This window comes from Flavobacterium glucosi (genome assembly GCF_048286535.1).
In the GTDB taxonomy this organism is placed as follows: Bacteria; Bacteroidota; Bacteroidia; order Flavobacteriales; family Flavobacteriaceae; genus Flavobacterium.
In genome coordinates, this window is record NZ_JBLVPK010000003.1 from 405,088 (window position 1) to 432,026 (window position 26,939).

At 35.5% G+C, this 26,939-nt stretch carries 17 protein-coding genes and 1 other RNA gene; 13 read left to right on the forward strand and 5 right to left on the reverse strand.

Features of this window, described 5'->3' with window-relative positions; translation table 11 throughout:
- Positions 1-363: 363 nt before the first annotated feature.
- Entirely contained in the window at positions 364-1,761 is a 1,398-nt protein-coding gene (gene fumC / locus ACNQGD_RS07555; protein WP_417996838.1) for a class II fumarate hydratase, read from the forward strand.
- A gap of 182 nt (positions 1,762-1,943) precedes the next feature.
- On the opposite strand, the gene ACNQGD_RS07560 is transcribed toward fumC, so the two are convergent.
- Together ACNQGD_RS07560 and ACNQGD_RS07565 are read right to left on the reverse strand one after the other, a co-directional pair.
- A complete protein-coding gene (locus tag ACNQGD_RS07560; RefSeq protein WP_417996839.1) occupies positions 1,944-2,951 on the reverse strand; it encodes an LLM class flavin-dependent oxidoreductase in 1,008 nt (335 codons plus the stop codon).
- Between the two features lie 168 nt (positions 2,952-3,119).
- Entirely contained in the window at positions 3,120-4,322 is a 1,203-nt protein-coding gene (locus ACNQGD_RS07565; protein WP_417998867.1) for an NAD(P)-dependent oxidoreductase, read from the reverse strand.
- Between the two features lie 251 nt (positions 4,323-4,573).
- On the opposite strand from ACNQGD_RS07565, the gene ACNQGD_RS07570 reads away from it, so the two are divergent.
- The 12 genes from ACNQGD_RS07570 (at position 4,574) to ACNQGD_RS07625 (ending at position 19,893) form a co-directional block, all read left to right on the forward strand.
- On the forward strand, positions 4,574-5,773 hold the full coding sequence (locus ACNQGD_RS07570; protein ID WP_417995456.1) for a serine hydrolase domain-containing protein: 1,200 nt from the start codon (positions 4,574-4,576) through the stop codon (positions 5,771-5,773).
- A 110-nt stretch (positions 5,774-5,883) separates the two neighbouring features.
- Positions 5,884-6,280: a transfer-messenger RNA gene (gene ssrA / locus ACNQGD_RS07575) on the forward strand.
- A gap of 338 nt (positions 6,281-6,618) precedes the next feature.
- Complete coding sequence (locus tag ACNQGD_RS07580) at positions 6,619-7,962, forward strand: sigma-54-dependent transcriptional regulator (protein ID WP_417996918.1); 1,344 nt, start codon at positions 6,619-6,621, stop codon at positions 7,960-7,962.
- A gap of 163 nt (positions 7,963-8,125) precedes the next feature.
- Positions 8,126-8,407 carry a DUF7674 family protein gene (locus ACNQGD_RS07585; protein ID WP_417993617.1) on the forward strand — a complete coding sequence of 94 codons (282 nt, stop codon included), beginning with the start codon at positions 8,126-8,128 and terminating at the stop codon, positions 8,405-8,407.
- Between the two features lie 106 nt (positions 8,408-8,513).
- Positions 8,514-8,591: a K(+)-transporting ATPase subunit F gene (gene kdpF, locus ACNQGD_RS07590; RefSeq protein ID WP_016362011.1), complete on the forward strand. Its 78-nt coding sequence runs from the start codon at positions 8,514-8,516 to the stop codon at positions 8,589-8,591.
- 19 nt (positions 8,592-8,610) lie between these two features.
- Positions 8,611-10,332 carry a potassium-transporting ATPase subunit KdpA gene (gene kdpA / locus ACNQGD_RS07595; protein WP_417998868.1) on the forward strand — a complete coding sequence of 574 codons (1,722 nt, stop codon included), beginning with the start codon at positions 8,611-8,613 and terminating at the stop codon, positions 10,330-10,332.
- 144 nt (positions 10,333-10,476) lie between these two features.
- A complete protein-coding gene (gene kdpB, locus ACNQGD_RS07600; protein ID WP_417996910.1) occupies positions 10,477-12,510 on the forward strand; it encodes a potassium-transporting ATPase subunit KdpB in 2,034 nt (677 codons plus the stop codon).
- Between the two features lie 51 nt (positions 12,511-12,561).
- Positions 12,562-13,116 (forward strand): K(+)-transporting ATPase subunit C, encoded by a 555-nt coding sequence (locus tag ACNQGD_RS07605; protein WP_417998869.1) that lies wholly within the window; start codon positions 12,562-12,564, stop codon positions 13,114-13,116.
- Positions 13,117-13,272: 156 nt separating this feature from the next.
- Positions 13,273-14,355 carry a porin gene (locus ACNQGD_RS07610; RefSeq protein ID WP_417998870.1) on the forward strand — a complete coding sequence of 361 codons (1,083 nt, stop codon included), beginning with the start codon at positions 13,273-13,275 and terminating at the stop codon, positions 14,353-14,355.
- 115 nt (positions 14,356-14,470) lie between these two features.
- Positions 14,471-15,598, forward strand: coding sequence for a sensor protein KdpD (locus ACNQGD_RS07615; protein ID WP_417998871.1), 1,128 nt, complete (start codon positions 14,471-14,473; stop codon positions 15,596-15,598).
- Between the two features lie 100 nt (positions 15,599-15,698).
- On the forward strand, positions 15,699-17,417 hold the full coding sequence (locus tag ACNQGD_RS07620) for a sensor histidine kinase (protein ID WP_417998872.1): 1,719 nt from the start codon (positions 15,699-15,701) through the stop codon (positions 17,415-17,417).
- Between the two features lie 565 nt (positions 17,418-17,982).
- On the forward strand, positions 17,983-19,893 hold the full coding sequence (locus ACNQGD_RS07625; protein ID WP_417998873.1) for a metallophosphoesterase: 1,911 nt from the start codon (positions 17,983-17,985) through the stop codon (positions 19,891-19,893).
- A gap of 98 nt (positions 19,894-19,991) precedes the next feature.
- On the opposite strand, the gene ACNQGD_RS07630 is transcribed toward ACNQGD_RS07625, so the two are convergent.
- The 3 genes from ACNQGD_RS07630 to ACNQGD_RS07640 all read right to left on the reverse strand — a co-directional run bounded on the left by ACNQGD_RS07630 (position 19,992) and on the right by ACNQGD_RS07640 (position 26,633).
- Complete coding sequence (locus tag ACNQGD_RS07630) at positions 19,992-21,791, reverse strand: alkaline phosphatase (RefSeq protein ID WP_417998874.1); 1,800 nt, start codon at positions 21,789-21,791, stop codon at positions 19,992-19,994.
- 180 nt (positions 21,792-21,971) lie between these two features.
- Positions 21,972-23,666, reverse strand: a complete 1,695-nt coding sequence (locus tag ACNQGD_RS07635) for a RagB/SusD family nutrient uptake outer membrane protein (RefSeq protein WP_417998875.1) — start codon at positions 23,664-23,666, stop codon at positions 21,972-21,974.
- Between the two features lie 15 nt (positions 23,667-23,681).
- A complete protein-coding gene (locus tag ACNQGD_RS07640; RefSeq protein WP_417998876.1) occupies positions 23,682-26,633 on the reverse strand; it encodes a SusC/RagA family TonB-linked outer membrane protein in 2,952 nt (983 codons plus the stop codon).
- Positions 26,634-26,939 lie beyond the last annotated feature (306 nt).

Genomic DNA, 26,939 nt, shown 5'->3' on the forward strand with positions numbered 1-26,939 from the left:
AGCGCCGCCAATCCAATATTGAACGAAACCTACAAGAAAAAACATTAACCAAAATCCTATAGTAAGAATGGTTAAGAAAAGTAAAAAGCCTAAGTACTGTGAAAATTCAAACATGTTTTCCGGAATTTTTGAATGTAGCCACAAATGTAAGTTTAATTCCTTTTCGTACCAATAAAAAAACATAAAAACTACCAATCAATTTTTATAAAAAAGGAATTATCCGTATTTTTGAGCTCAGAATTTGGAGCTGTTTCCCGCTGTTCACTCTAATCTTTTCTTTTTGAAAGCAAAAAGAAAAGGATTTCCGTTGCCATCGGGGCTAAACACCTAGTAAACGACATAATTATTTTTAAATAACAACAAATGAAATTCAGAATAGAAAAAGACACCATGGGTGAAGTGCAGGTTCCCGCTGATAAATATTGGGGCGCACAAACAGAACGTTCCAGAAATAACTTCAAAATAGGTCCATCGGCTTCCATGCCAAAAGAAATTATTGAAGGTTTTGCATATCTTAAAAAAGCAGCGGCTTATGCCAATTGTGATTTAGGTGTTTTACCTGCAGAAAAACGCGATGCTATTGGTGCCGTTTGTGACGAAATTCTAGCCGGAAAACTAGATGATGAATTTCCATTAGTAATTTGGCAGACTGGTTCAGGTACGCAAAGTAACATGAACGTAAATGAAGTAGTTGCAAATCGCGCGCAAGTTTTAAAAGGATTCAACATTGGCGAAGGCGAACAATTCATTAAGGCCAATGATGATGTCAATAAATCACAATCTTCAAATGACACCTTCCCAACAGGAATGCACATCGCAGCCTACAAAGCAGTTGTAGAAGTTACTATTCCAGGAGTTGAAAAACTAAGAGACACGCTGCATGCTAAAGCCCTTGAATTCAATACTGTAGTGAAAATAGGTCGTACGCATTTAATGGATGCTACTCCACTTACATTAGGACAGGAAATTTCAGGATATGTAGCGCAATTAAACTACGGATTAAAAGCAGTTAAAAATACGTTGGCACACTTATCAGAAGTCGCTTTAGGAGGAACTGCGGTAGGAACTGGATTGAACACACCAGAGGGGTATGACGTAAAAGTAGCAGAATATATCGCTGAATTTACAGGACATCCGTTTGTAACCGCTGAAAATAAATTTGAAGCTCTGGCAGCACACGATGCCATCGTAGAAACCCACGGCGCCTTAAAGCAACTGGCGGTTTCATTGAATAAAATTGCCAATGATGTACGCATGCTAGCTTCTGGACCACGTTCAGGAATTGGAGAAATCATTATTCCAGAAAATGAGCCGGGATCTTCTATTATGCCAGGAAAAGTAAACCCTACACAATGTGAAGCCTTAACGATGGTTTGCGCACAAGTTATGGGGAATGATGTTGCAATATCTGTTGGAGGAATGCAAGGTCATTATGAATTGAATGTTTTCAAACCATTGATGGCTGCAAATTTCTTGCAATCAGCCAGATTATTAGGGGATGCTTGTTTGTCTTTTGACGAACATTGCGCACAAGGTATTGCACCTAACTACAAACGTATCAAAGAATTAGTTGACAATTCATTGATGTTAGTTACGGCTTTGAATACTAAAATTGGGTATTATAAATCAGCCGAAATTGCTCAAACAGCACATAAAAACGGAACAACATTAAAAGAAGAAGCCGTTCGTTTAGGATATGTAACTCCAGAAGATTTTGATGCTTGGGTTAAACCGGAAGACATGGTAGGAAGTCTTAAATGATGAATTATCAATGATGAATTGTTAATTGAGTTATAAATTAGAAACCCTGCAATGTAACGTTGCAGGGTTTCTAATTTATATGTATATTAAATAGCGAAATCATATAATTTAGCTTTGCAGGACTTATAAGGTTAAAATTTTTTAACATGTAAGTCCTGTAAGTTTTTAAAGTCCTACAGATTCTATTTCTTATTAATTGTATCCATAACTTCTTTCATGATTCGAATGTTTTTCAATTTATCGTCATGATTAAAAATTGGACTAGTAATCATCAATTCGTCTATTTGTGTATACTCTATAAATTGCTTCAATGCTACAACTATTTTTTCTTTGCTGCCTACAAACGAACAAGCGGTCATTTGGTTTACATGAAAATGTTCTTCTTCACTCATAATTCCATCCATAGAATCAACTGGCGGTTGTAACGGTTTTCTATCATTCCGAATCAAATTCAGAAACATTTGAGTTAAACTGGACGACAATTTTTCGGCTTCTTCATCAGTATCAGCAGCTATTGCGTTTACACAAGCCATAGTTTTGGGTTGGTCTAAATATTCAGAAGGTTCAAAATTATCTCGGTAAAATTGAAATGCCTGCTGCATTTGTTTGGGTGCAAAATGTCCTGCAAAGGCATAGGGCAACCCATTGGCTGCAGCCAAAGCAGCACTATCCATACTGGAACCCAAAATCCAAATGGGAACATTAGTCCCTTCTGCAGGAAAAGCTCGTACTTTTGCAGTAGCATTATCCTCCGAGAAAAATTCCTGTAGTGCGGCAACATTTTGAGGAAATCGCTGCGACTGTTCAAAGAAATCTTTCCGGATCGCTTGTGCGGTTAAACCATCTGTTCCGGGTGCTCTTCCCAATCCTAAATCAATCCGATTGGGATATAGTGTTTCAAGTGTACCAAATTGTTCTGCAACGATTAATGGAGCATGATTAGGCAACATGATTCCGCCGGAACCTACACGAATATTCTGGGTTTGACTGGCAATATAACCTATCAAAACAACCGTGGCAGTACTCGCTACGTGCGCCATATTATGATGTTCAGCTAACCAAAATCGTTTGTAATCTAAACTGTCTGCCAGTTGTGCCAGTGCGTTTGTTTTTTGTAATGTTTCGCTTGCATTGCTATCTTCGGTAATTAGTGCTAATTCTAGCAGGGAAATTGGAATATTTTTAGTCATTATAAATTTTGAATTTTGAACAAAATTAGGCAATTCCACAAACTCATTAAATTCTGAGGTGTTAATTGATTTATAATATTTTAAAACGAAGCTGTTTCTTGGTCTATAAATTTCCATAAAAAAACCTGCAACGTTACAGTGTAGGTTTTGTATTACTTGAAAAAGAGTTTATTTACCGTCGACATAATCTTGTAAATAACTAAATCTTGGAGTCAGTTTTCCATTTTCGGTAATTTTGGCTCTTTGTAAAATTCCTTCTTTATCTCCATTAAAAAATGCAGGGATTACATGTTCCATGAACATTTCTCCAAATCCTTCACTGGCATCTTTTGGCAATTCACAGGGCAAATTATCAACTGCCATCACCACAATTGCTGCCGGATGAAAAACATCAACTTCTTTATTTTCAGTTGGTAAATACCCGTATAAAGGTTCTGCAATTGTTGATGATCTTAGCGTGCAGGCTATTGGACCATTGACATCACAAGAAACATCTGCAACAACCTTAATTTTACAATCTTTGGATTGAAGCATTTCTTGTGTAAGAATTACTGGAGCTTCATTGGCATGAAAATGTCCTGTAATATAAATATCCGAAACTTTACTAAATCGTTCAAAATCAGAAATGTATTCCTGTGGATTATCATAAAAATCCGTAAAATCCAATACTTGTCCGTCTTTACGTTTGTTATATCCTAATACATCAATCTGAGTGTAAACGGGTTGTGTGTAGTTTTTTGTTAAATAATTTTCAACTGAAACTTCTTTAACTTTTATGGCATCCAGAATCTCTTTTGCCCCATTGCCTACTTTTCCTGTTCCTGTAATCACAAATTTTAAAGGAGGCAAAACCAATCGTTTTAGATGTGTAATTAAAGCTTCTTTACCGGACAATGTTTCCGCTTTTGGCAATTTAAATAATTCGAATTTTATTCCAAAAGCTCTTGTGCTATTGTACGCACCCACAATTCCGGCATAACGTCCAAAACCAATTAGCCTGTGATTATGAGAATCTACAATGGTTTCATGATCATATAAATCAATTTTTTTTTCTAAAATGGCTTGTAATAACTTTCTATTGTATGGTTGTTTTTTTATAGTGTGCGAAAAAAAGAAATATGCTTTGTTAGCAATTAAATCTTCCACAGGAACTTCTTTTACCCCAAATAAAACATCACAATCACTGATATCATTAGTAACTTCTATTCCTACATTTTTATATTGATCATCCGTAAAAACTCGAATATCAGAACTTTCTACTTTTATAGAAGCACCTTGATATAGCTGTTTTAATCTCGCCAATTCATCTGGTGAGAAAATAACTCTTCTGTCAGGCGGGTTTTTTCTTTCTTTTAAAATTCCGAATTTCATATTAATTTATACTTTTAATTTGTTTTTATTATAACTTTATTTAGTTAATTTGTTACAAATATAACAATTTAAACTAAAAATCCATTTATTTTTTTTTATAAAAAAACCAGCAAAAAACTATTATAAGCTGATGTACAAAATAATACAAAAATTGCTTTTTTTAGTTACTGATAAAATAGTGTTAAGGTTTCAAAAAAACAACGTCTCAAAAGACATTGATTCTATATATTTGCCTTTCTAGCACTACAGAAATGAATTTTATAAAAAAAACAAATATACTACATATATTTCTCCTCTTTTTGGTTTTAAGCTCTTGCAATAAGGAGAAAAAGAAAATAGAATTAAGTGATGCGCAACTCCCGAAGAGTACATTGCCTAAGATGAAGCCGTTACGCAAACCCGAGACAAAATTAACGACTGAATACATCAATTCAAAAAAGACTTCCATTGACTCTTTTTATAAAAAAAACTGGCCCAACAATAGTGCAAACGGTAGCTTTCTGGTTGCTAAAAATGGTCAAATTATTTATGAAAAATATGAAGGCTACTCCAATTTTAGAGATAAAACATTAATTACTAAATCTACTCCGCTACACATTGCTTCTGTAAGTAAAGTGATTACGGCAACGGCTATTTTAAAACTAATAAATGCTAAAAGACTTGACTTAGACCAAAAGGTAAATACCATCTTGAAAGAATTTCCGTATCCTGATGTTACGATAAAAACATTGTTAAATCACAGAAGTGGTATGCGTAATTATGCCTATTTTACAGATCGTGATAAAACGATTTGGGATAGGCACAACATACTTACCAATCAAGATATACTGACTATCATGGCTACAAAGGATATTGGTTTAGAATTTAAAACCGATACTCGTTTTAGTTATTGCAATACTAATTATGCCATGTTGGCATTAATAATTGAAAAAATCACAAAACTTGCTTACAAAGATGCCATGAAACAAATCATTTTTGAGCCATTAGGAATGAAAAATACTTATGTTTTTGACTATGAGAGAGATAAAGATACCGCTGTAACTTCTTATAAAGGAAATAAAGTAGAGATAGGGAAAGATTACTTAGATGCGGTTTATGGAGATAAGAATATCTACTCTACACCGCGTGATTTATTAAAATTTGACAGAGCGAGAAATAGTTCTGATTTTTTAACGCCTAAACTGCAAAGTCAAGTATACAAAGGATATAGTAATGAGCGCAAAGGCACTAAAAACTATGGTCTTGGCATTAGAATGGTCAATTGGGAGACTGGGCAAAATTTTTACTTTCACAATGGTTGGTGGCACGGTAACACATCGGCTTACATTACTTTAAGAAAAGAAAGCGTTACCATCATAGCGTTATCCAATAAATTTACCCGAAAAACATATGACGTCAGGAAATTAGCCGTTTTATTTGGTGACTATCCGTTTAAATTAAAAGACGAATAAAAAAAGGAATGATTTTTGAAATAGAGTTGGAAGTTTAGCACTATTAATTCAAGTTTAAAAGTGTACATTTGCAAACTTAGAAATCCATATTTAGATTTTGAAATAAAAAAGGGGTCGACTGGTTTTGACAGCAAGTCGAATTGAGAAGTAAGCACGTCGAGAACTGGGACAATTCTCGTTAATAAAAGGTTTCAAAACACATACACGGCGAAGGAAACTACGCTCTTGCTGCATAATCTGAATCATAGTAAGATTAGCCTCGTCCCTATCAGATAGGGAAGCAGGATTTACCTCGAAAGCTTTGGTTTATAGCGGTCGACAAAGGTGAATCGTAAATTTAAACCTAGATTTCCATAAGCTTCGGGTGGATTTCGAAATTAAGAAGATACGTTTTGTGCGACTGTTTCTGGTCAAACACAAAATCGAAAATCTAATCAGGAAATAAACGCGTAGAAAGCTTTTTAGTTGCTTGTTTGGACCCGGGTTCGATTCCCGGCGACTCCACTAATTCATTTTCAATTGAAACCAAAAGCCTGTAAATCTTAGGATTTACAGGCTTTTTCGTTTTTATTAATTTCAAATATCATCATTAAATCATAATCGGAAGGGGGCTTATTCGGTTACCCGGGAAAAAGTGATTTTTAGGCATCCGAATTTCAAACAAGACCTTGTTTAACTAGTAGTTTAAATATTGGATATACTAATTTAGTATGAAGACCGATTTATTGAAGAAGAGAGTCGAATAAAAAATAACATAAGATCTATTCTTCAGATCAAAGGTAGATTGTATCCGATTTTAATGATAAAATATTTAAATTTGTAATCTAATATTTGACACAAAAGCCATTTTGAAAAACATACTTATCATTGATGACGAAGAAAAATTACGTCTTCTCCTGTCTAGAATAGTAAGATCCGAGGGGTTCGAAGTTTTCGAAGCACCGAATTTAAAAACAGGTTTCAAAAAATTGGAACACAATGATATTGACGTAGTATTATGTGACGTAAAACTTCCTGATGGCAATGGCGTTGATTTTGTTCAAAAAATTAAAGCACGGTTTCCTTTAACCGAAGTGATTTTACTGACCGCCTACGGCAAAATTTCCGATGGTGTTCAGGCAATGAAAAACGGCGCTTTCGATTATATCGTGAAAGGCGATGATAATGATAAAATTATTCCATTATTGTACAAAGCTTTAGAAAAAGTGATGTTGCAAAAGAAAGTCAAACAACTCGAGAAGAGAATTTCTGATAAATATTCCTTTGATAGCATCATTGGTAAGTCAAAAGTACTGGAACAAGTTATTGATTTGGCTAAAAGAGTATCCAAAACAGATTCCACCGTACTTTTAACGGGTGAGACTGGAACTGGAAAGGAAGTTTTTGCGCAAGCCATTCATGAAAACAGCAATCGGGTTGGAAAATCCTTTGTGGCGTTGAATTGTAGCACTTTCAGCAAGGAAATTCTGGAAAGCGAATTATTCGGACACAAACAAGGTGCCTTTACAGGTGCACTAAAAGATAAAAAAGGATTTCTTGAAGAAGCCAATGGCGGTACCTTATTTCTGGATGAAATCGGTGAAATGCCTATAGAATTACAAGCCAAATTATTACGGGTTTTAGAAACCAACGAGTATATTCCAATTGGTGATACTACCCCAAGAAAGTCTAATTTCCGGCTGATAGCAGCAACTAATCGCGATTTAAAAACCGAAAGCGAAGAACACCGTTTTCGTTCGGATCTATATTTCAGGCTAAATATTTTCGAAATCAAAATTCCACCTTTAAGAGAAAGAATAAAAGATATTGCGCCATTGGCTCATAGTTTTGTCTCTCAATTTTCGGCTAAAACCAATAAAAAAACAGTGAGTATTGATACTGAATTTCTCCATAAACTAGAAACCTATCACTGGCCAGGAAATGTCCGGGAACTTAAAAATGTGATTGAACGTTCCGTTATTTTGGTGAACGGTGAACTATTAACACAAGAGTTGCTCCCGTATGAAATACAACAGCAAACTGACAAAGTCAATAAAATAGTATCCGCTTTTTCCATGGGAAGTGTCGAGAAACTGCACATTCAAAAAGTATTAAATTATACAAAAGGAAACAAAGCCGAAACAGCGCGCCTGCTTGAAATAGGAATTGCAACACTTTATCGGAAATTAGACGAATACAACATTCATTAAAATCATATTATTTTGAGAAAAGCCTATCATTATGATAGGCTTTTTTTATGGCTTTTTTTGGCATAAAAACATCAAAGCTTTGTCAATTAAAGCTTTGATGTTTATGATGACTTTTTGGAATGCATTTTGGCATAAGCGATGAAGAACAAAAAAAAACATACTTATGAAAAATCAAGTCACTACAATTTACAAACAAGCAGAACGCTTTGCCGAAATAACCAAGACTGCCATTATTACGGGGAATATTTCCAGAGCAAAAAAATGCTTGGCACTTGCTGAACAGTTATTGATAACGGGAAGCAACGAAACAAGAATTGCTATTTCGAATGTGTATCTTTTTTCCGTTTCCTCTTTTATGGAACTGCGGCACTGTAACATCTCCAATTTATTTCCAAAATCGTTGAAGGCAGAATATCTCAAACAAATAAATGCCTCAGGAGTTTAATCTTAATTTTTAATCCATGATAGTTACTATTCTTTTAATCGCACTAGCCATTTTGTTATTTGCGATTTGTTTTAAAGCCGTCGAATTTTTTGAAAAAATCTAAATTATGACAGCACTATTTATTATCGCACTTGCCGTTTTCGGCTATTTAGTTTATGTATTAATCAAACCGGAAAAATTTTAACTCAATTAACCTATTTTTTATGAACACAGAATTATTTGGTGTCATTAGTATTTTTATCGTCTCGATCGTTTTGGCTATTCCTTTTGGACGATATATTGCCAAAATATATTCCGGCGATAGAACACTGCTTGACCCGATTTTCAATCCAATTGAAAAATTTATTTTCAAAATCAGCGGCATTAATGCAATTGAAGAAATGAACTGGAAACAGCATTTAAAAGCACTATTGAGTGTCAATATGGTTTGGTTTTTCGTTTGCTTTTTCATTTTATTATTTCAAGGATCTTTATTTTTAAATCCTGATAATAATCCAAATATGTCGCCCGATTTGGCTTTCAATACAGCCATTTCGTTTGTTGTAAATTGCAATTTACAGCATTACTCAGGCGAGAGCGGCGTTTCTTATTTGTCGCAACTGTTTTTAATGTTTTTGCAGTTTGTATCTGCAGGTGTAGGAATGGCAGCCGCAGCGATGGTTTTCAATGCAATGAAAGAAAGGACTACTGATAAATTAGGTAATTTTTATAATTATTTTATCAAAAGCTGTACCCGTATTTTATTGCCGCTTTCTGCTATTGTAGCAATCGCTTTGTTATTTAGCGGAACACCAATGACTTTTGAAGGAAAAGATACGATTACTAATTTACGAGGAGATTCAGTAGAAGTTTCTCGTGGACCAGCCGCAGCATTTATCGGTATTAAACATATAGGAACTAACGGCGGAGGATTTTTTGGAGCCAACTCGGCGCATCCATTAGAAAATCCAACGTATTTCACCAATGCGGTTGAATTGTGGGCACAATTAATCATGCCGTTTGCAATGATTTTTGCACTCGGATTTTATTTAAAGAAAAGAAAATTTTCGTATGTCGTTTTTGGAGTAATGACCGTTGGTTTTTTGCTTTTAGTGGTACCAACCGTTATCAGCGAAATAAACGGAAATCCTGCCATCGAAAAAATGGGGATTTCACAAGTAACCGGAGCCATGGAAGGCAAGGAAGTCCGTTTTGGGCCTGCTATTTCTGGATTTTGGAGTATTGCAACAACGGTAATTTCCACAGGATCAGTCAACAGTATGCACGATAGTTCTATGCCGGTTTCTGGTTCCATGCAATTGCTGGCTATGATGGTCAATGCATTTTATGGCGGTTGTGGAGTAGGATTTTTGAACTTCTATATTTTCATCATTCTGGCAGTTTTCATATCCGGATTAATGGTGGGACGAACACCGGAATTTTTAGGAAAAAAAATTGAAGCTCGCGAAGTCAAAATTGCTGCTTTCATTGCTATTCTTCACCCTTTATTGATATTATCAGGAACGGCTTTGGCTTCTTATTTTGCTGCGAATGATACAGCAATGGGCTATTGGTTTAGCGGTAACGCGACAGGCTGGCTCAACAATCCTAGTCATCATGGTTTTTCGGAAATGCTTTATGAATATACCTCAAGCGCAGCCAATAATGGTTCTGGTTTTGAAGGCTTGGGAGATAACAATCCGTTTTGGAACATCACTACCGGAATTGTGTTGTTATGGAGTCGTTTCCTTCCGATTATTGGTCCTTTGGCTATTGCAGGATTATTAGCGAATAAAAAATACATTCCGGAAAGTGCAGGAACTTTAAAAACAGATACAACCATTTTTGGAATAATGGTTTTTGCCGTAATCGCCATTATTGCAGCGCTATCTTTCTTCCCGGCATTAGCACTTGGACCTTTAGCGGAGTACTTTACATTAAAATAGATTCAATGATTTAAACCACAAACTAAGATGAATTTAATATAAAACCATTAAGATATTAAGGTTAGTTAAGTTAACTAAGGCTTAATTCCTTAATGGTTTAAAGAATATTGAAAACTAAATTAATTTTGAAAAAAGACTAAAAAAATGACTAAAAACAAATCCAAGTCATTATTCGAAGAAAAGCAGGTAAAAGATGCCTTGGTGCAATCTTTTGTAAAGCTTAACCCGAAAATAATGTTCAAAAATCCGGTAATGTTTACCGTAGAAATAGGAACTGCCATTATGCTTGCAGTGTGTATTGCCATATTATTTGGCGCACAAAATCAAGGCAGTTTTATTTATAATTTCATTGTCTTCTTAATTTTGTTAGCAACGTTATTGTTTGCCAATTTTGCCGAGGCTATTGCCGAAGCAAGAGGGAAAGCACAAGCGGACAGTTTAAGGAAAACACGTGAAGAAACACCGGCGAGACAGGTTTTAGCCACTGGTGAAATCAAAAATATCAGTTCTTCTGAATTGAAGAAAGGCGATGTTTTCATCTGTGAAACCGGCGATTTAATAGCCACAGATGGCGAAATTATTGAAGGGTTAGCCACTATCGATGAAAGTGCCATCACTGGAGAAAGTGCGCCTGTCATTCGGGAATCAGGAGGTGATAAATCGTCTGTAACCGGTGGAACGAAAGTATTGTCTGATAAAATTAAAGTTATCGTGACTAATGAACCAGGCGAAAGTTTTTTGGACAAAATGATTGCTTTGGTGGAAGGTGCCAGCCGTCAAAAAACGCCAAATGAAATTGCATTAACCATTTTGTTAGCAGCATTTACCTTAATATTCGTGATTGTTTGCGTGACCTTAAAGCCTTTTGCGGATTATGCCCATGCGCCGATTACCATTGCGGCTTTTATTTCCCTTTTTGTCTGTTTGATTCCAACAACCATTGGTGGTTTGCTTTCCGCCATTGGAATTGCAGGAATGGACAGGGCTTTGCGTGCCAACGTTATTACTAAATCAGGAAAAGCGGTGGAAACTGCCGGAGATATTGATGTATTGCTTTTGGATAAAACAGGAACAATCACGATTGGAAACCGAAAAGCAACTCGTTTTTATCCTTCAAATGGAGTTCCTGAAGCCGATTTTATCAAGGCAGCTGTTTTAAGTTCGCTAGCCGATGATACACCGGAAGGTAAAAGTATTGTAGAACTGGCAGGAATTGAAGTGGCGAATAAATTATCTATCGAAGGAGCTACTTTAATTAAATTTACTGCCGAAACCAGAACGAGCGGTGTTGTTTTAAGAGACGGAACTGATATAAGAAAAGGAGCTCAGGATGCCGTAAAAAATATTGCAAAACAAGCCGGAAATGTATTTCCGGAGGATACAGCACAACAGGTTATCGAAATATCCTCTAATGGAGGAACGCCTTTAGTAGTGGTGAAAAACAACCAAGTTCAAGGGGTTGTAGAATTGCAGGACATCATCAAAACAGGCATGAAAGAACGTTTTGACCGTTTGCGAAAAATGGGTGTAAAGACGGTAATGGTTACCGGAGATAATCCTTTGACAGCAAAATTCATTGCTGAAGCTGCTGGTGTAGATGATTTTATCGCCGAAGCCAAACCGGAAGATAAAATGAACTATATCAAAAATGAGCAACAAAACGGTAAACTCGTAGCGATGATGGGTGACGGAACAAATGATGCTCCCGCTTTGGCGCAAGCCGATGTAGGCGTCGCCATGAATAGTGGAACACAAGCCGCAAAAGAAGCTGGAAATATGGTCGATTTAGACAATGATCCCACCAAGTTAATTGAAATCATAGAAATAGGGAAACAATTATTGATGACCAGAGGAACGCTTACTACGTTCTCAATTGCGAATGATGTAGCCAAATATTTTGCCATTGTTCCTGCACTTTTCATCACGGCAATTCCTGCACTTGAAGGGTTGAACATTATGCGTTTGCACAGTCCGGAAAGTGCCATTTTATCGGCGGTAATTTTCAATGCGATTATCATTCCGATATTAATCCCGCTGGCCTTAAAAGGAGTTGATTATAAACCAATCGGTGCGAGTGCCATTCTAAAAAGAAATTTATTGATTTATGGACTTGGAGGATTAATTATTCCATTTATCGGAATCAAGTTAATCGATTTGGCTGTGGCGTTATTCATGTAAAATCAGACTTAACCCATTTTAAAAAGGGGTTAGGTTTAAAAAAATAAACAAATGAAAAATATATTTTCAATACTTAAATTTACACTCTTTATGGTGGTTTTGTTAGCGGTCATTTACCCAATGGCGATTTTTGGAATAGCACAATTAGCTCCAAACAACGGAAAAGGAGAAACGGTTACCGTAAACGGAAAAGTGGTGGGTTATCAAAAAATCGGACAAGAATTCGATAAATCCAACTACTTTTGGGGTAGACCTTCAGCGGTTGATTATAACGCAGCGGGAAGTGGGGGAAGCAATAAAGGATCGAGTAATCCGGATTATTTAGCTTTAATTCAAAAAAGAATCGACACCTTTTTAATCGTGCATCCTTATCTCAAAAAATCAGAGATACCCTCGGATATGGTTACAGCTTCCGGAAGTGGTTTAGACCCGAATATTTCACCGCAAGGAGCGTTGATTCAAGTAAAACGAGTAGCGGCGGAAAGAAAATTATCAGAAGAAAAAGTTAAAGCTTTGGTAGAAAGCAAAATCAATACACCAACAGTAATGGGAATAGCAACGGTAAATGTTTTAGAGCTGAATGTGGCTTTGGATGAATTGAAATAAAAGAATAAAGTATAAAACAAATTTTTTAGCCCCGATAGAAGGGAAAATCCTTTTGTTTTTTCCTTAAAAAACAAAAGATTTGGAATGATAGCGGGATTAGCTTCAAAAAATAAATAATGAGAATGAGATTACTTCGTTCCTCGCAATGACAAAAAAATGAAAAAAATAATAGGTACCGCTTTAATAGCTTTCGGACTTACAACAGTTAATGCACAAGAAACTGAAAAAACACCAAGTCCTTTCACGTTTTCGGGTTATATAGAAACATATTACAGTTATGATTTTGGCGAACCTGACAATCACATCAGACCCGGATTTTTTTACAGTCATAACAAACACAATGAGGTTAATTTGAATTTAGGATTGGCAAAAGTGAATTATTCGAAAGACAATGTTCGTGGGAATTTTGCCTTGATGGCTGGTACGTATCCCGAATATAATTTGGCCGCAGAACAGGGCTTATTGAAAAATGTATATGAAGCCAATGTGGGAGTGAAAATCTCAGCAACTCACAATCTGTGGGTAGATGCAGGAGTGATGCCCTCACATATTGGTTTTGAAAGCGCGATAGGTAAAGACTGCGCTACTTTGACCAGAAGCATTTTAGCGGATAATTCTCCGTATTACGAAGCAGGAGTAAAAATTGGGTATACGTCAAAAAGCGAAAAATGGTATTTAGCTGCCATGTATTTGAACGGATGGCAACGCATCCAGAAAATTGAAGGAAATCAGACGCCAGCTTTTGGGACACAAGTGACCTACAAACCGAATTCAAAAACAACGTTGAACTGGAGTACCTATGTTGGAAATGAGCAACCTGACTATGACAGAAAATGGCGTTATTTCAGTAATTTTTACGGCCAATTTAAAGTGTCTGAAAAAACAAGTATAACAGCTGGTTTTGATATTGGAGCACAACAGACATTGAACGGAAGCAGTGATTACGATGTTTGGTATTCGCCGGTAATAATCGCACAATACAAGCCTCTAGCTAAAATCCAACTAGCGGCCCGAGCTGAATATTATGGTGATGAAAAAGGAGTTATTATAGCAACGGGAACACCAAACGGATTTAAAACTTATGGTTTTTCGGCTAATTTTGATTATTTGGTTTCTGGAAATGTAATGTTTAGAGTAGAAGCCAGAAATTTGAATAGTAAGGATGCGGTATTTTTGAAAGATAATTTGCCTAGCAATGAAAATTTATTTTTAACGACTTCATTAGCGATTTCGTTTTAGGATTTAAAAATTGATTATTTTTCACCATTGAGAAACGAAGTTGCAGTAAGCTTAATACATCTTAATTTCTTAATGGTATAAATACTAGAAGATTGCTTCGTATCTCGCAATGCCAATGGAACAAGAAAAAGAAAATAACGTTAAGCACTTTCTGGATTTAATCCAAAAATCACGTAAAGGAAAGTTTAAAGTCTACATTGGGATGAGTGCCGGTGTGGGCAAAACTTTTCGCATGCTACAGGAAGCGCATACGCTGTTGAAAAATGGGATCGATTTAAAAATAGGCTATGTAGAAACGCACAATCGTAAAGAAACACACGAATTATTAGAAGGTTTGCCTGTAATTCCAAGAAGGACCCTTTTTTATAGAGGAAAACTATTGGAAGAGATGGATTTGCAAGCCATTATCAATTTGCGTCCTGAAGTCGTTATTGTAGATGAATTGGCGCATACGAACATAGAAGGAAGTAAAAACGAGAAACGCTGGGAGGATGTTTTGGAGATTTTGGAAGCGGGAATCAATGTGATTTCGGCAGTAAATATTCAGCACTTAGAAAGTTTAAATGCTGACGTAAAGAACATTACAAATATTGACGTTCAGGAACGCATTCCGGACAATGTCTTGAAATTAGCAGATGAAGTGGTCAATATTGATTTGACTTCAGATGAATTGATTGCCCGTTTAAAAGAAGGGAAGATTTATACTTCGGATAAAATTCCCACTGCCTTAAGTAATTTTTTTAAATCGGATCAAATATTACAATTGCGGGAACTGGCTTTGAAAGAAGTTGCGAGTCAAGTGCTTCGAAAAGTAGAGAATGAAGTTCCAAACAATAGTGCTTTTAGACATGAAAAACTGCTGGCTTGCATCAGCAGTAATGATAAAACAGCAAAAATTGTAATCAGAAAAACAGCTCGTTTGGCCAGTTATTACAATAGTAAATGGTATGTTTTGTATGTGGAAACGCCAAAAGAAAGCAGCGATAAAATTGCATTGGACAAGCAACGTCATTTGATAAATAATTTCAAATTAGCGACACAACTTGGAGCAGAAGTGATTAAAGTCCAAAATCCTAATATTACAAATGCAATGCTGAAAATTGTGGAGCAAAAAAACATTACAACGGTTTGTATAGGAAAACCACACTTCAATTTATTTAAAGTAATTTTATCTACAACAATTTTCAGACGCTTGTTGAATAGTCTTTCGTCATCAAAAGTTGATTTAGTGATTTTGTCATAAAAGAATGTAGCCACAAATTTATAATTGCAAATAATAGTGCTAAATAAAAAACTAATTAAATAAAAGAGGATGGGATTACTTCATTTCTCGCAGTGACAATATGAAAATTAAAACTAAATTAAATCTGGGTGTCGGCTTACTTTTTCTAATGATAATTATTTTGTCAATAGTAGCTTCGTTTTATATTTTTTCGATAAAAAAAGATACCGAAAATATTCTCAAAGCAAATTATAATACCTTGGAATATTCTCGGAACATGCTTCTTTCATTAGATGAAATTAATGTCGATGAAGGAAAGGCAATTGTTATTTTTGAAACGAATCTTACGAATCAAATTGCCAATATTACGGAGATTGGCGAAGATAAAGTGACGTATAATTTGCAAAAAAGTTTTGATTTTTTAAAAAAGTACAGAACTAATGAAAACATAAAAAGTCAAATACGTCAGGACATTTTCGAAATCATGAAATTGAATATGATTGCGATAAAAGAGAAAAGTGATATTGCTAAACATACTGCTGAAACCGCTAATTTGTGGATAGCCGTTACAGGGACACTTTGTTTTCTGATTGCGTTTAATTTATTAGTGAATTTACCCAATAATATTGCCAATCCAATAAAGGAGCTTACGGCAAGTATTAAAGAAATTGCCAATAAAAACTATTCGCAACGCGTACATTTTATGAATCATAATGAGTATGGCGATTTGGCCAAATCCTTCAATACGATGGCACAAAAACTTGAGGAATACAGCAATAGCAACCTACATAAACTATCTTTTGAAAAGAAACGATTGGAAACGCTGATTAATAATATGCATGACCCGATTATTGGATTGGATAATGATGGTCTTGTATTATTTGCGAATGATGAAGCCTTGAAAATTATGGGATTGAAATCAGAAGATGTGATTGGCAAACTAGCTTCTTCTTTAGCTTTGACAAATGATTTGATGAAATCGTTAATCTTCAACGAACTGGAAAGTAGTAAAACGCATCCTATAAAAATTTTTGCCGATGGAAAAGAAAGTTATTTCGAAAAAGAAACTGTGAATATTACTATACAACCAACAGGAGAATACCAAACAATAGATATTGGAGATGTTCTTATTTTGAGAAATATTACCCTTTTTAAAGAATTAGATTTTGCCAAAACCAATTTTATTGCGACTGTTTCGCATGAGTTGAAGACTCCTATTGCTTCGATTAAAATGAGTTTGCAACTGCTTGAAAAGCCTGAAACGGGAACAATCAATACCGACCAAAAACAGCTTATTGCTGGGATCAAGGAAGACAGCCAGCGATTGCTTAAAATTACTGGAGAATTATTGGAACTGTCGCAGCTGGAAACCGGAAATATTCAGCTGAATATGGAAAAAAGCAATCCGTACGAGATTGTGAATTATGCCATTGAAGCGATAAAAGTTCAAGCTGGACAAAAACAAATTGAACTAATAGTTGACGCTGAGCAAAATTTACCAGATATAAAAGCGGACAGTGAAAAAACAGCTTGGGTTTTGATTAATTTTTTAACTAATGCCATTACTTATTCCTCTGAAAATAGCACCATCACTGTAAAACTTAAAAACGAAAATAATCACATTCTATTTCAAGTAATTGATACTGGAAAAGGAATTGATAACCGTTATAAAAATAAAGTTTTCGATAAATATTTTCAAGTTCCTGGGAGCCATAAATCTGGAACAGGACTAGGTTTAGCAATAAGCAAAGAATTTATTGAAGCGCAAAACGGAGCCATCGGTGTGCAAAGTGAATTGGGCTTAGGAAGTACTTTTACCATTGCATTAAAAACTTTTTAATATTTTTATACATAGTATGAAACTACTGAGCGATACAGACAATTGTACTTTCTAAAAAGTGGCGCCTCAATTAGTATAGACTATTTTTGTTCTCATCCAATTCCGTATCGATAATTTGCATTAATCTTGTCTAAGATCCTGAATTAATGGTTTCTAATTGTCCGATTAAAGCTCCTTCAAATACTATTTTTTGTAAAATACTTGTAACAGTATTTACTAGGATTTTCGAATAGACATCGGAGCCTATTTCACCATGTACATTCTCACGATATGTATTAAATAACAAATGATTATTTACTTAAAAAAAAGGTGTTCGACAGTCAATACCTTGAGTTATTTTGGCAGCGCAATGTTTCACTTTAAAAAGACTATTATAAAAGAATTGTGATAGTAACACTCCGTAATTCTAAATTAAAACTATTCTATAAAAATTTTTAAATCTAAAGTCTAGAAAAAAATAGTACCATAAAATAAACACATAACATTCTCTTAAATGAATTCTATTCTTTTTTTTCTATCCTTGTACCGTTTGAAAACATTAAATACACCTAATTTAAAATCTTCAATGAGTCGAATAATCATCTATTTCTTCTTTTTTCTATGCCTTTTTACTACAGTTTCAAAAGGACAGGCTCCTCCTGAGGAATTAAAAATCGCTTTTCTGGCAGATGTCCATTTTCAGGATTTATATGGGACTTTACACGACAGCGACTACAAAGGAATCATTAATCCTAAAAACGGTAAGCATACTTTATTAAGAACAATGGAATCGCAGTTACATTCGACTCGGATTTTTAATGAAAACTATTTTGCGTTTCTCGCAGCCCTTGATGATATTGTACAACGAGGTATAAAAATCGTGGCGTTTCCGGGTGATTATAGTGATGACGGACAACCGCTTCACATTCGAGGATTGAAGCAAATTCTTACTGATTATACTGTAAAACACGGTATCCAATTCTTTATCACCACAGGCAATCACGATCCTGCTGGACCTTTCGCTCAGGAATCCGGGAAAAATGATTTTTTGGGTATTGGAGGAAAACGCCAACCTATTTTCAGTAAAAAAGGATTCTATGAGCCTAACAGCAACAATGAAAACGCAGTAGTAGTAACCCCGGATATTGCCAAAATGGGATATCTCGGTATTACCAAGGAACTGAAAGATTTTGGTTTTTATCCCAAAGAAAACGATACATTCTGGGCCACTCCTTTCAGCACTTATTCATTAGATACTTACAATTTTGCAAAAGCAACAGAAGCCGCTTCTTTGACTAACAGAACGTATTCCGTAGCACCGGGATATTCCGTACCCGATGTAAGTTATGTGGTAGAACCCGTTTCTGGGCTTTGGTTGATGGCCATTGATGGAAATGTTTATATTCCAAAAAAAGAGGCTGCTAAAAACTCAAAGGACTCCAAAGAGTATTCTGATGCCGGTCAAGGTTATAACAAGGTCCTTTCTCATAAAAAACACCTGATAACATGGATAGAGAAAATAAGTGCTGAGGCTAAAAAAAGAGGAAAAACTCTGATCGCATTCAGCCACTTTCCAATGGTAGAATATAATGATGATGCTTCCCCTGAAATTGAAGAATTAATGGGTAAGGGAAAATGGCAATTAGACCGAGTTCCTAAAGAAGAAGTCGCCCAAACTTTTGCTGATGCCGGATTGAAAATCCATTTTGGCGGGCACATGCACATCAACGATACAGGTATTCGAAAAACAAAAAAAGGAAATACGCTGGTAAACATTCAAACCCCTTCTTTGGCAGCCTACATTCCTGCCTACAAACTACTCACTATCAAAAAAAATGAGGTCATGGAAATTGAAACGATACCAATCAATGAAGTGCCCCGATTTAATGAACTGTTTGATCTTTATAAAATGGAATATGATTTTTTGAAAAGTCAGAACACAGCAGACATTTGGAATACCGGAATTTTAGAAACAAAAAACTATCTTGATTTTACCGATTTTCATTTGAAAGAATTAGTTCGATTGCGTTTTTTACCAGATGATTGGCCTGAATTATTTAAGAATTTTATGTTGAATGTTTCAGGTGAAGACTTACTGATACTCGCTAATTTAGAATCTAAAGCAGATTATGACACAATTATAAATCACAAAAGCAATTTTGAACAGGCTTGGAAAAAAGCAGAAAACAAAGTAAAGCAACAATTAAAAAACAATGATTTCAAAGAAAGTGATTTTAAATGGTCTGGTTTAGAGCTTATCACCGACTTTTATCGCATTCGAAGTGCCGATGAACTCGCTCTTGCCGCCATTGGAAAAGAAAGAATAAAACAATATCAGTTTATTATTGCTTCGTATCTTGACTCTCAAAAGGAAAGAAACTTAAATCCAACAGAAAAAAACACAATACTTTTTCTAACCATTCTGAACAAATTTTTAAACGGAGCTCCGGCAGATCATTTTTTTATTGATTTGAAATCTGGTACAATTCAGAAATAAAAAACAATATTTTCCATAAAAAAAGAGATTTTCCCAACTGGAAAATCTCTTTTTTATTGACTGCTGATACATTTAATCTTCCTATAGAAAGAATAGCACTATTGAAGTTTCAAAACTTGCTTGATTTTATGAAAGACTTCATTGTTTTCATACACTCCCGAAAAAATATCCGATTGAGGTCCATAAGTAAATATTGGTACCATAATTCCAGTATGATCATCGGTTGTAAAATTGCCTTCAATCATTTTCTTTTTTAAATTCCCCTGCGGTAGCGTAAACCCCGAAGTCTCATGATCTGCAGTAACAATGACTAAAGTGTTGCCTGTTTTATCTGCAAATTTAATCGCTTCGGTTATGGCTCTGTCAAAATCAATTCCTTCAGAAACAATTCCGGGTACATTATTGGCATGACCATAGGAATCTATTTGAGCGCCTTCAACCATGAGGAAGAACGGTTTATTCTTGGCATTCAAAAATTCGAGTCCGTTTTTTGTGGCTTCAGCCAATAGGTTTCCACGTCCTTTTAAAACATTGGGAACCTTATTTTCAGAGAAAAAAAGACCAACTTGATTCTTGTTACTTTTGGCAACATCTGCAATGGAATTTAAAATTGAAAAGTCCGTTTTAGAAAAATCAGCAGCAAAATCTCTACTTCCACCCCCCATAAAAAGAGAAACTTTACTGTTTGTAAGTTCATTAGCGATTGCTACTGTCAGATCACGCTCTTTTTGATGGGCGTAAAACGAAGCGGGTGTAGCTCCTGTAATATGATCCGTTGTAATCAAACCCGTACTAAATCCCTTTTTAGTAAGAACTTCCATAATACTTTCGATAGGTTTCCCTAAAGAATCTACTCCAATGGCTCGATTGTAAGTTTTTTGACCAGTAGCAAGAGCCGTTCCTGCTGCAGCTGAATCGGTAGTAAAATCATCTGAAGACTGTGTTTTTAGAAACCCAATAGATTTTAATTGCGTCAGTGTCAATTGTCCGCCGTTAGCCAAAACAGCACTAGAAATTTGAGCAAGTCCATTCCCATCGCCTATAAGCAGAATAACATTTTTTATGGGCGTGTTTTTCTTGTCAGATAAATAAGTAGGCGTGTAAACTGATGAATCAATCGTATTGTAAAAAACTCTGCTGTCTAATGTATTCAGATAGCGGGAACTCTCGTAAGGCATATCGGTGTTTATAAAATCGACTCCAAGATCCTTGAACGTTTTCCATGCGGTTTTAGAATCTGGACATCCCCAAAAACGAAATGGTTTTCCATAACTATGGACCTTTTTAATCGCTTCGGATACCTTTTTATAATCTTCGGCAGTAAGTCGTCCTTTTCCATTCCAAGATGAAAATTCGCCGAAACTTTTACTGATTAGCGCGACCTTTTCCCATTGTTCCTTTTCAGGAATAGAATCTAAACTCTGATAATCAAATTGAATGTAATTGGGGTATTGGGTATATGTTTTTGCTTCTGGTCGGTTTCCCGATATCACAATAGAGAAAATTTTATTGTTTATGACATTAGGATAGGTTTTTAAAATAGCTATCAGTTTTTTCAGCGTAGCAACAGGCTCGGTTTTAATATCAATCAGTAATTGTATCGGTTGCTGATTCCCTAATTTAAGAGCCATTACTTGTTGCAAAGGATCTAAATAAAGCTTTTCCAGAGTGCGTTCTGTTTTGATATCGGTCTCGTTGTGACTTACGTATAAGTGGTTATCCTTTAAAAGAATATCTGCTTCAATCGAATTTAAACCATTGGCGTAAGCACTCCAAAACGGAACTTTTTGCTCATAATCATTATGAGAATGTATTTTATATGTTTGAACTTCTTGTGCCTGAATGAACTGCAAAGAAAACAACACGGCAAGAACTGAAATTTTAATAGATTGGGTCATAGTATAAATTGTCAAGAAAGAGTAGTAGAAATAAACGTATTTAATTATGTAGACCTTTCGGCTACTATTACAGTTCACCGAAAGGCCTTTAATAAAATTATATTTTTGGACGTGAATTCAGTAGTACAGTTAAATTTTTTCCTTCAAAAAAAGCACTAGAAATCACCCTTTTTAATCCAATTAATATCCTGCATTTTGAACCAAATACCCAGGTTTGTCTGAAGCTCCGTCAATAGCAGATTGCGGGATTGGAAAAAGACGTTTCTGAACATTGCCATCCGTTTTTTCTGTCCAAGTTCCTTCATATTTTCCAAAACGAATCATATCAGTACGTCTCAGCGTTTCCCAATAAAATTCAAATCCACGTTCTCTGTACAAAAGATCAAGTGTCATAGCTGTTAATGCTGGCGCTGCAATTCTAGCAGTTCTTGAAGCTCTTACCACATTCACATCTGCAAGTGCACCACCCATATCATTTGATTTACGCAATTTTGCCTCAGCACGCATCATGTAAATATCGGCCAAACGCATGATAACAATATCAGCATCTCCTTTGTTTCTTCCGGTATCCGATTTTTTACTGAACTCATATTTCAATACTCTATACCCGCTGCTGTATCCACTTCCTGCAGCTGTAAAATCTACAAACTGCGTATGGTTTACCAACTTGGTTTTATCCGATCTTGTTATATTTCGAAGTTTACTTATTTTATAGCCTACACCATCCGCACAACGCGCAAATGGTTGTCCGTTTGCAGTAGTTATTAATCCATATTGTTGTCCTCTCAATATGCCTCGATTCACTTCAAAATCTTTTGCAACGATACAGGAATCTGAAGGTATTCTAAGATTTTCTTTAAAAAAACGAGGATCGGCAGTTGCAGGATCTTTAGCTCCATAGGCAGAAACCCATGTTTGATAAAAATCAGAGGTAATTGCGGGTCCGTCAGTTCCATTTGCTCTCGGAAATGTAGGATTAGGGAACATATCACCAGACAAGGAGAAATAAGCCAAACGATTGTGTCCATTTAATTCAGCACGTTGATCAACAGCAAAAATTAATTCTTTATTAGTATGATTTTCATCATCAAAGATTTCAAAATATTCCGAAGAAAGGTTGTATTGACCAGATGTAATAATTTTATCGGTATACGAAATAACTTTATTCATATCCTCTGATTTAAAATCAAAATTAGTCGCATAAGGCTGACGGTAAACTGCAGCATTCAAGTGCAAACGAGCCAGAAGCCCCCATACGGCACCTTTGGTAATACGACCTGGACCTGCCGTTGTAGTCACTTCATTCTCAATTGCTAAAAGTTCCTTTGCGATATACTCTACCGCATCATTGCCACGTACAATAGCGGAAACTTCAGTCGGATTTTCTTTCACAAAAATCAACCCGAATAAGTCCAAACTCAACATCGAATAATAGGCTCTTAATCCTCGGGCTTCTGCTAAATAAATTTTAGCTATTGGATTTGTTTCTGCCAAGGGAGCCAGTGCATTTATTGCAGTTACGGATCGTGAAATCCCTTGAGTAATGGAACCCCAAGTATCTTTTATACGAATATGAGCGCTAGAATAAGTATGGCGGTGCATATCAATAAAGATTCCGTTATCACCCCAATCTGTTCCGCCTCTATACGGCAAAATAGCTTCATCTGTTGATATTTCCTGAAGTGTAAAGTAACTGGTATGCAAAAACAGATTGGGCAAAACTGCGTAAGCCGGCGAAATACTTCCATCTGCAACTGCATCCATTGTTGCTCCTCCAGTCAAGGATTCGTCTAATACCTCTTCCTCAAGATCAGAACACCCAAATTGCAAAAAAGTAGTTAATACTGTAAGTACTATTAAAAATTTATTTTTCATGTGAATTGTATTTTATTAAAATGAAACATTGAATCCGAATAGGAATGTTCTTGCTTTTGGATAACTTAAATAATCGATTCCATAAGAAGTGACACCATCTACTGATCTATCTGTATTAACCTCTGGGTCGTAACCATCATAACCTGTAATGACAAATAAATTTTGTCCTGTTACAGAAAACCTCATCGAACTAACCCAATCTTGGATACCAATCGTTTTAGGATTTAAATTGTACCCTAATGAAAGGTTGTTCAAGCGAACAAAAGCACCATTTTTTAAGTATCGTGTTGAAATCGAAGCCGGATTTGTTATCGATTCCGATGGGTATTGAGCTGCTGCTGCAGTTGTATTCAACGATTTTGCTAAGCGGGCTTTGTAAAAACTAGAATTGGCAGTATTATCATAGATTTTATTTCCTGATACACCATTGAAATTAAAATTCAAATCAAATCCTTTGTATGCGATGTTACCATAAAAACTGTATAATTTGTCTGGTAATGCGCTACCGGCTACTACTCTATCAGCATCGGTATCTAAACCATCACCGTTTACATCTCTAAACATGCTCATTCCTTGATCATTGATACCAATAAATTCTTTCATGTAGAAGGTACCAATGGGTTGTCCGTTCACGTATCCATTAATAGTAGCTGATGAAAGACCGGAGCCTGACGCACTTCCTGTTGTCAAAACTGTAAAAGGAGAATTTTCGATTTTGTTATCTATGAAAGAGACATTGCCGCCTAAACTAAATGAAACTCCATTTTCGTTTTTGTATTCATAAGCAAGCGCTAATTCTAAACCTTTATTTGTGATGGTCATATCCTTTACATTTGTCCAATACGTTGAAGCGGCTTGAATTGGGTCTGACGGTACTACTTCTAATAAAATATTATCTGAAACCTTTTTAAAATAATCTACCGTTCCCGATAAAGCGCCATCAAACAATCCAAAATCTAAACCAACATTGGTTTGTGAAGATACTTCCCACTGAATATCTGGATTAGCAAAACGAGCATAAGTGGTGCCCCCAGGAAAAGTTCCTACTGGATTAAGAGGATAACTCGTGCTTCCTGTGACTGATGTTGTGGAGGATGCCTGTGTTATTTTGGATGGTATTTCCTGATTGCCTGTTCGTCCCCATCCTGCCCTAAGTTTTAGGTTGCTAAACGGTGATGATTTCATAAATTCTTCTTCTGAAATTCTCCAACCAGCGGCAAATGAAGGAAAGTTTCCGTATTTATTGTTGCTCCCAAATTTTGACGAACCATCCCTACGGAAAGTAGCCGTCAATAAATAGCGATCTTTAAGACTGTACCCTACTCTTCCAAAAAAGGATTGTAGTTCATTTTTAACGGCAGATCCTGATGGTAAATTATCTATTAAATCCAATTCTTGTCCCAAACCAGGATTGTATTTTGGGTCAATACCATTATCTTTAAATTTATCAATACTCCAATGTCTGTATTGTACAAATGTCTTTTGATACGAATGACCAGCCAAAAGAGAAAAATTATTCTCTGCTAAATCAAAGTTGTAGGTGATATAGTTTTCAATCAGATTATTTTTATTACTGATATAATACGAGTCTAATCTTCCGTCCTGTTGCGGTAAAGTGCTTGGTCGATTTTGTATGTCTCGGTCAGAATTAGAGTTGTCAACACCTAAATTTAACTTATAGTCCAATCCTTTGATAATTTCAAATGAAGGAGAAATATTAGCAATAATTCGGTTTGTATTAGTCAAATCTTCATACAGATTAAGACGGATCAACGGATTAAAAACATCTGCAAATATGGATGGAGCACCATTTTCATCATACGCAGGATATGTTGGATTCAAGCTTAATGCTGTACCTATAAGGCTTTCTATCGCAGGTCTCTCACTTTTTGTATTGGTGGCATTTAAGTTTAAATCAATCTTAAGCCTGTTGTTAAACATTTTTTGGGTTAGATTAATTCTACCGGAAAGTTTTTTCAGTTCACTATTTTTTAGAATACCTTGTTGATCTTGATGACCAATAGAAGCAAAATAGGTTAGATTGTCAGCACCACCGCTTAAATTTAAGTTATGGTTTTGAGAGAATGCTGTTCGAGTTATTTCTTTCTGCCAATTGGTAGATCCACCCAAATCAATTAGTTGTCCGCCTATTTCAACCACTTTTGCTCTAAAAGCATCTGCACTATAAACAGGGATTTCTTTAGCCATACTAGATGTCCCAAGACTAGTGGAATAGGATACTTTAGATTGTCCTTTTTTACCTCTTTTTGTAGTAATCAAGATAACTCCATTAGCTCCCCTTGATCCATAAATAGCCGTAGCAGAAGCATCTTTCAACACATCGATAGATTCTATATCGTCAGCATTAATAAAACTAAGCGGATTTGTTGCTCCGCCTGTACTTGAATTGTCAAGAGCAAAACCATCAATAACAAATAAAGGTGTACTTCCAGTACGAACTCCACCTTGACCACGTATGCTTATGGCTTGGTTGCTTCCTGGTTCTCCACTTGCAGATGTGATATTAACCCCAGAAACCTTACCTTGTATCAATTGTTCCGGTGAGGTAACTATACCTCGATTAAACGCGTCATTTTTAACTGAAGTGACTGCACCTGTAACATCTTTTTTTCGTTTTGAACCATATCCCACTACTACCAAATCTTCCAGTTGCATAGCGCTAGATTGTAACTTTATATCTAATTTATTATAGTTTTTAAGGGTTACTTCTTGTGTTTCTAAGCCTATATAAGAAAACTCAACAACATCTCCAACTGATGCTTTAATACTAAAACGACCATCAAAATCGGTTACTATCCCTTTTTTACTTCCCTTCACTAATACATTAACTCCCGGTAACGGAAAATTGGCATCATCTAATACTACTCCTGTTACTTCTGTTTGAGCCCAAGCAGCAACAGAGAAAACGGTTAAAAAGAATAGCATCAAAAATCTAATTTTTTTCATATTTTATCAATTTGTTTATAATGGACAAATAGAGTCGTTATTCGCTAAATTTATGTTAATTAGGAAATAACAAAAAGTAAATTTTTCAAAAACAAAAAGTATATTTTGGTACAAAAAGAAAAAAAGAGAAAACATTAAATCATTGCTAAACTGGATAGAAATTAAGTGTTTAAAAAGGCATTTTAACCGCTATTTTTTTTAGATGGATTGGATTAAAATAGAATTTTCGAACACTAATTCAACGCTACTAAAAATTGAATTAAACTAAAAAAAATCAGCAAGCAACTGATTAAAAGAACCTATTCA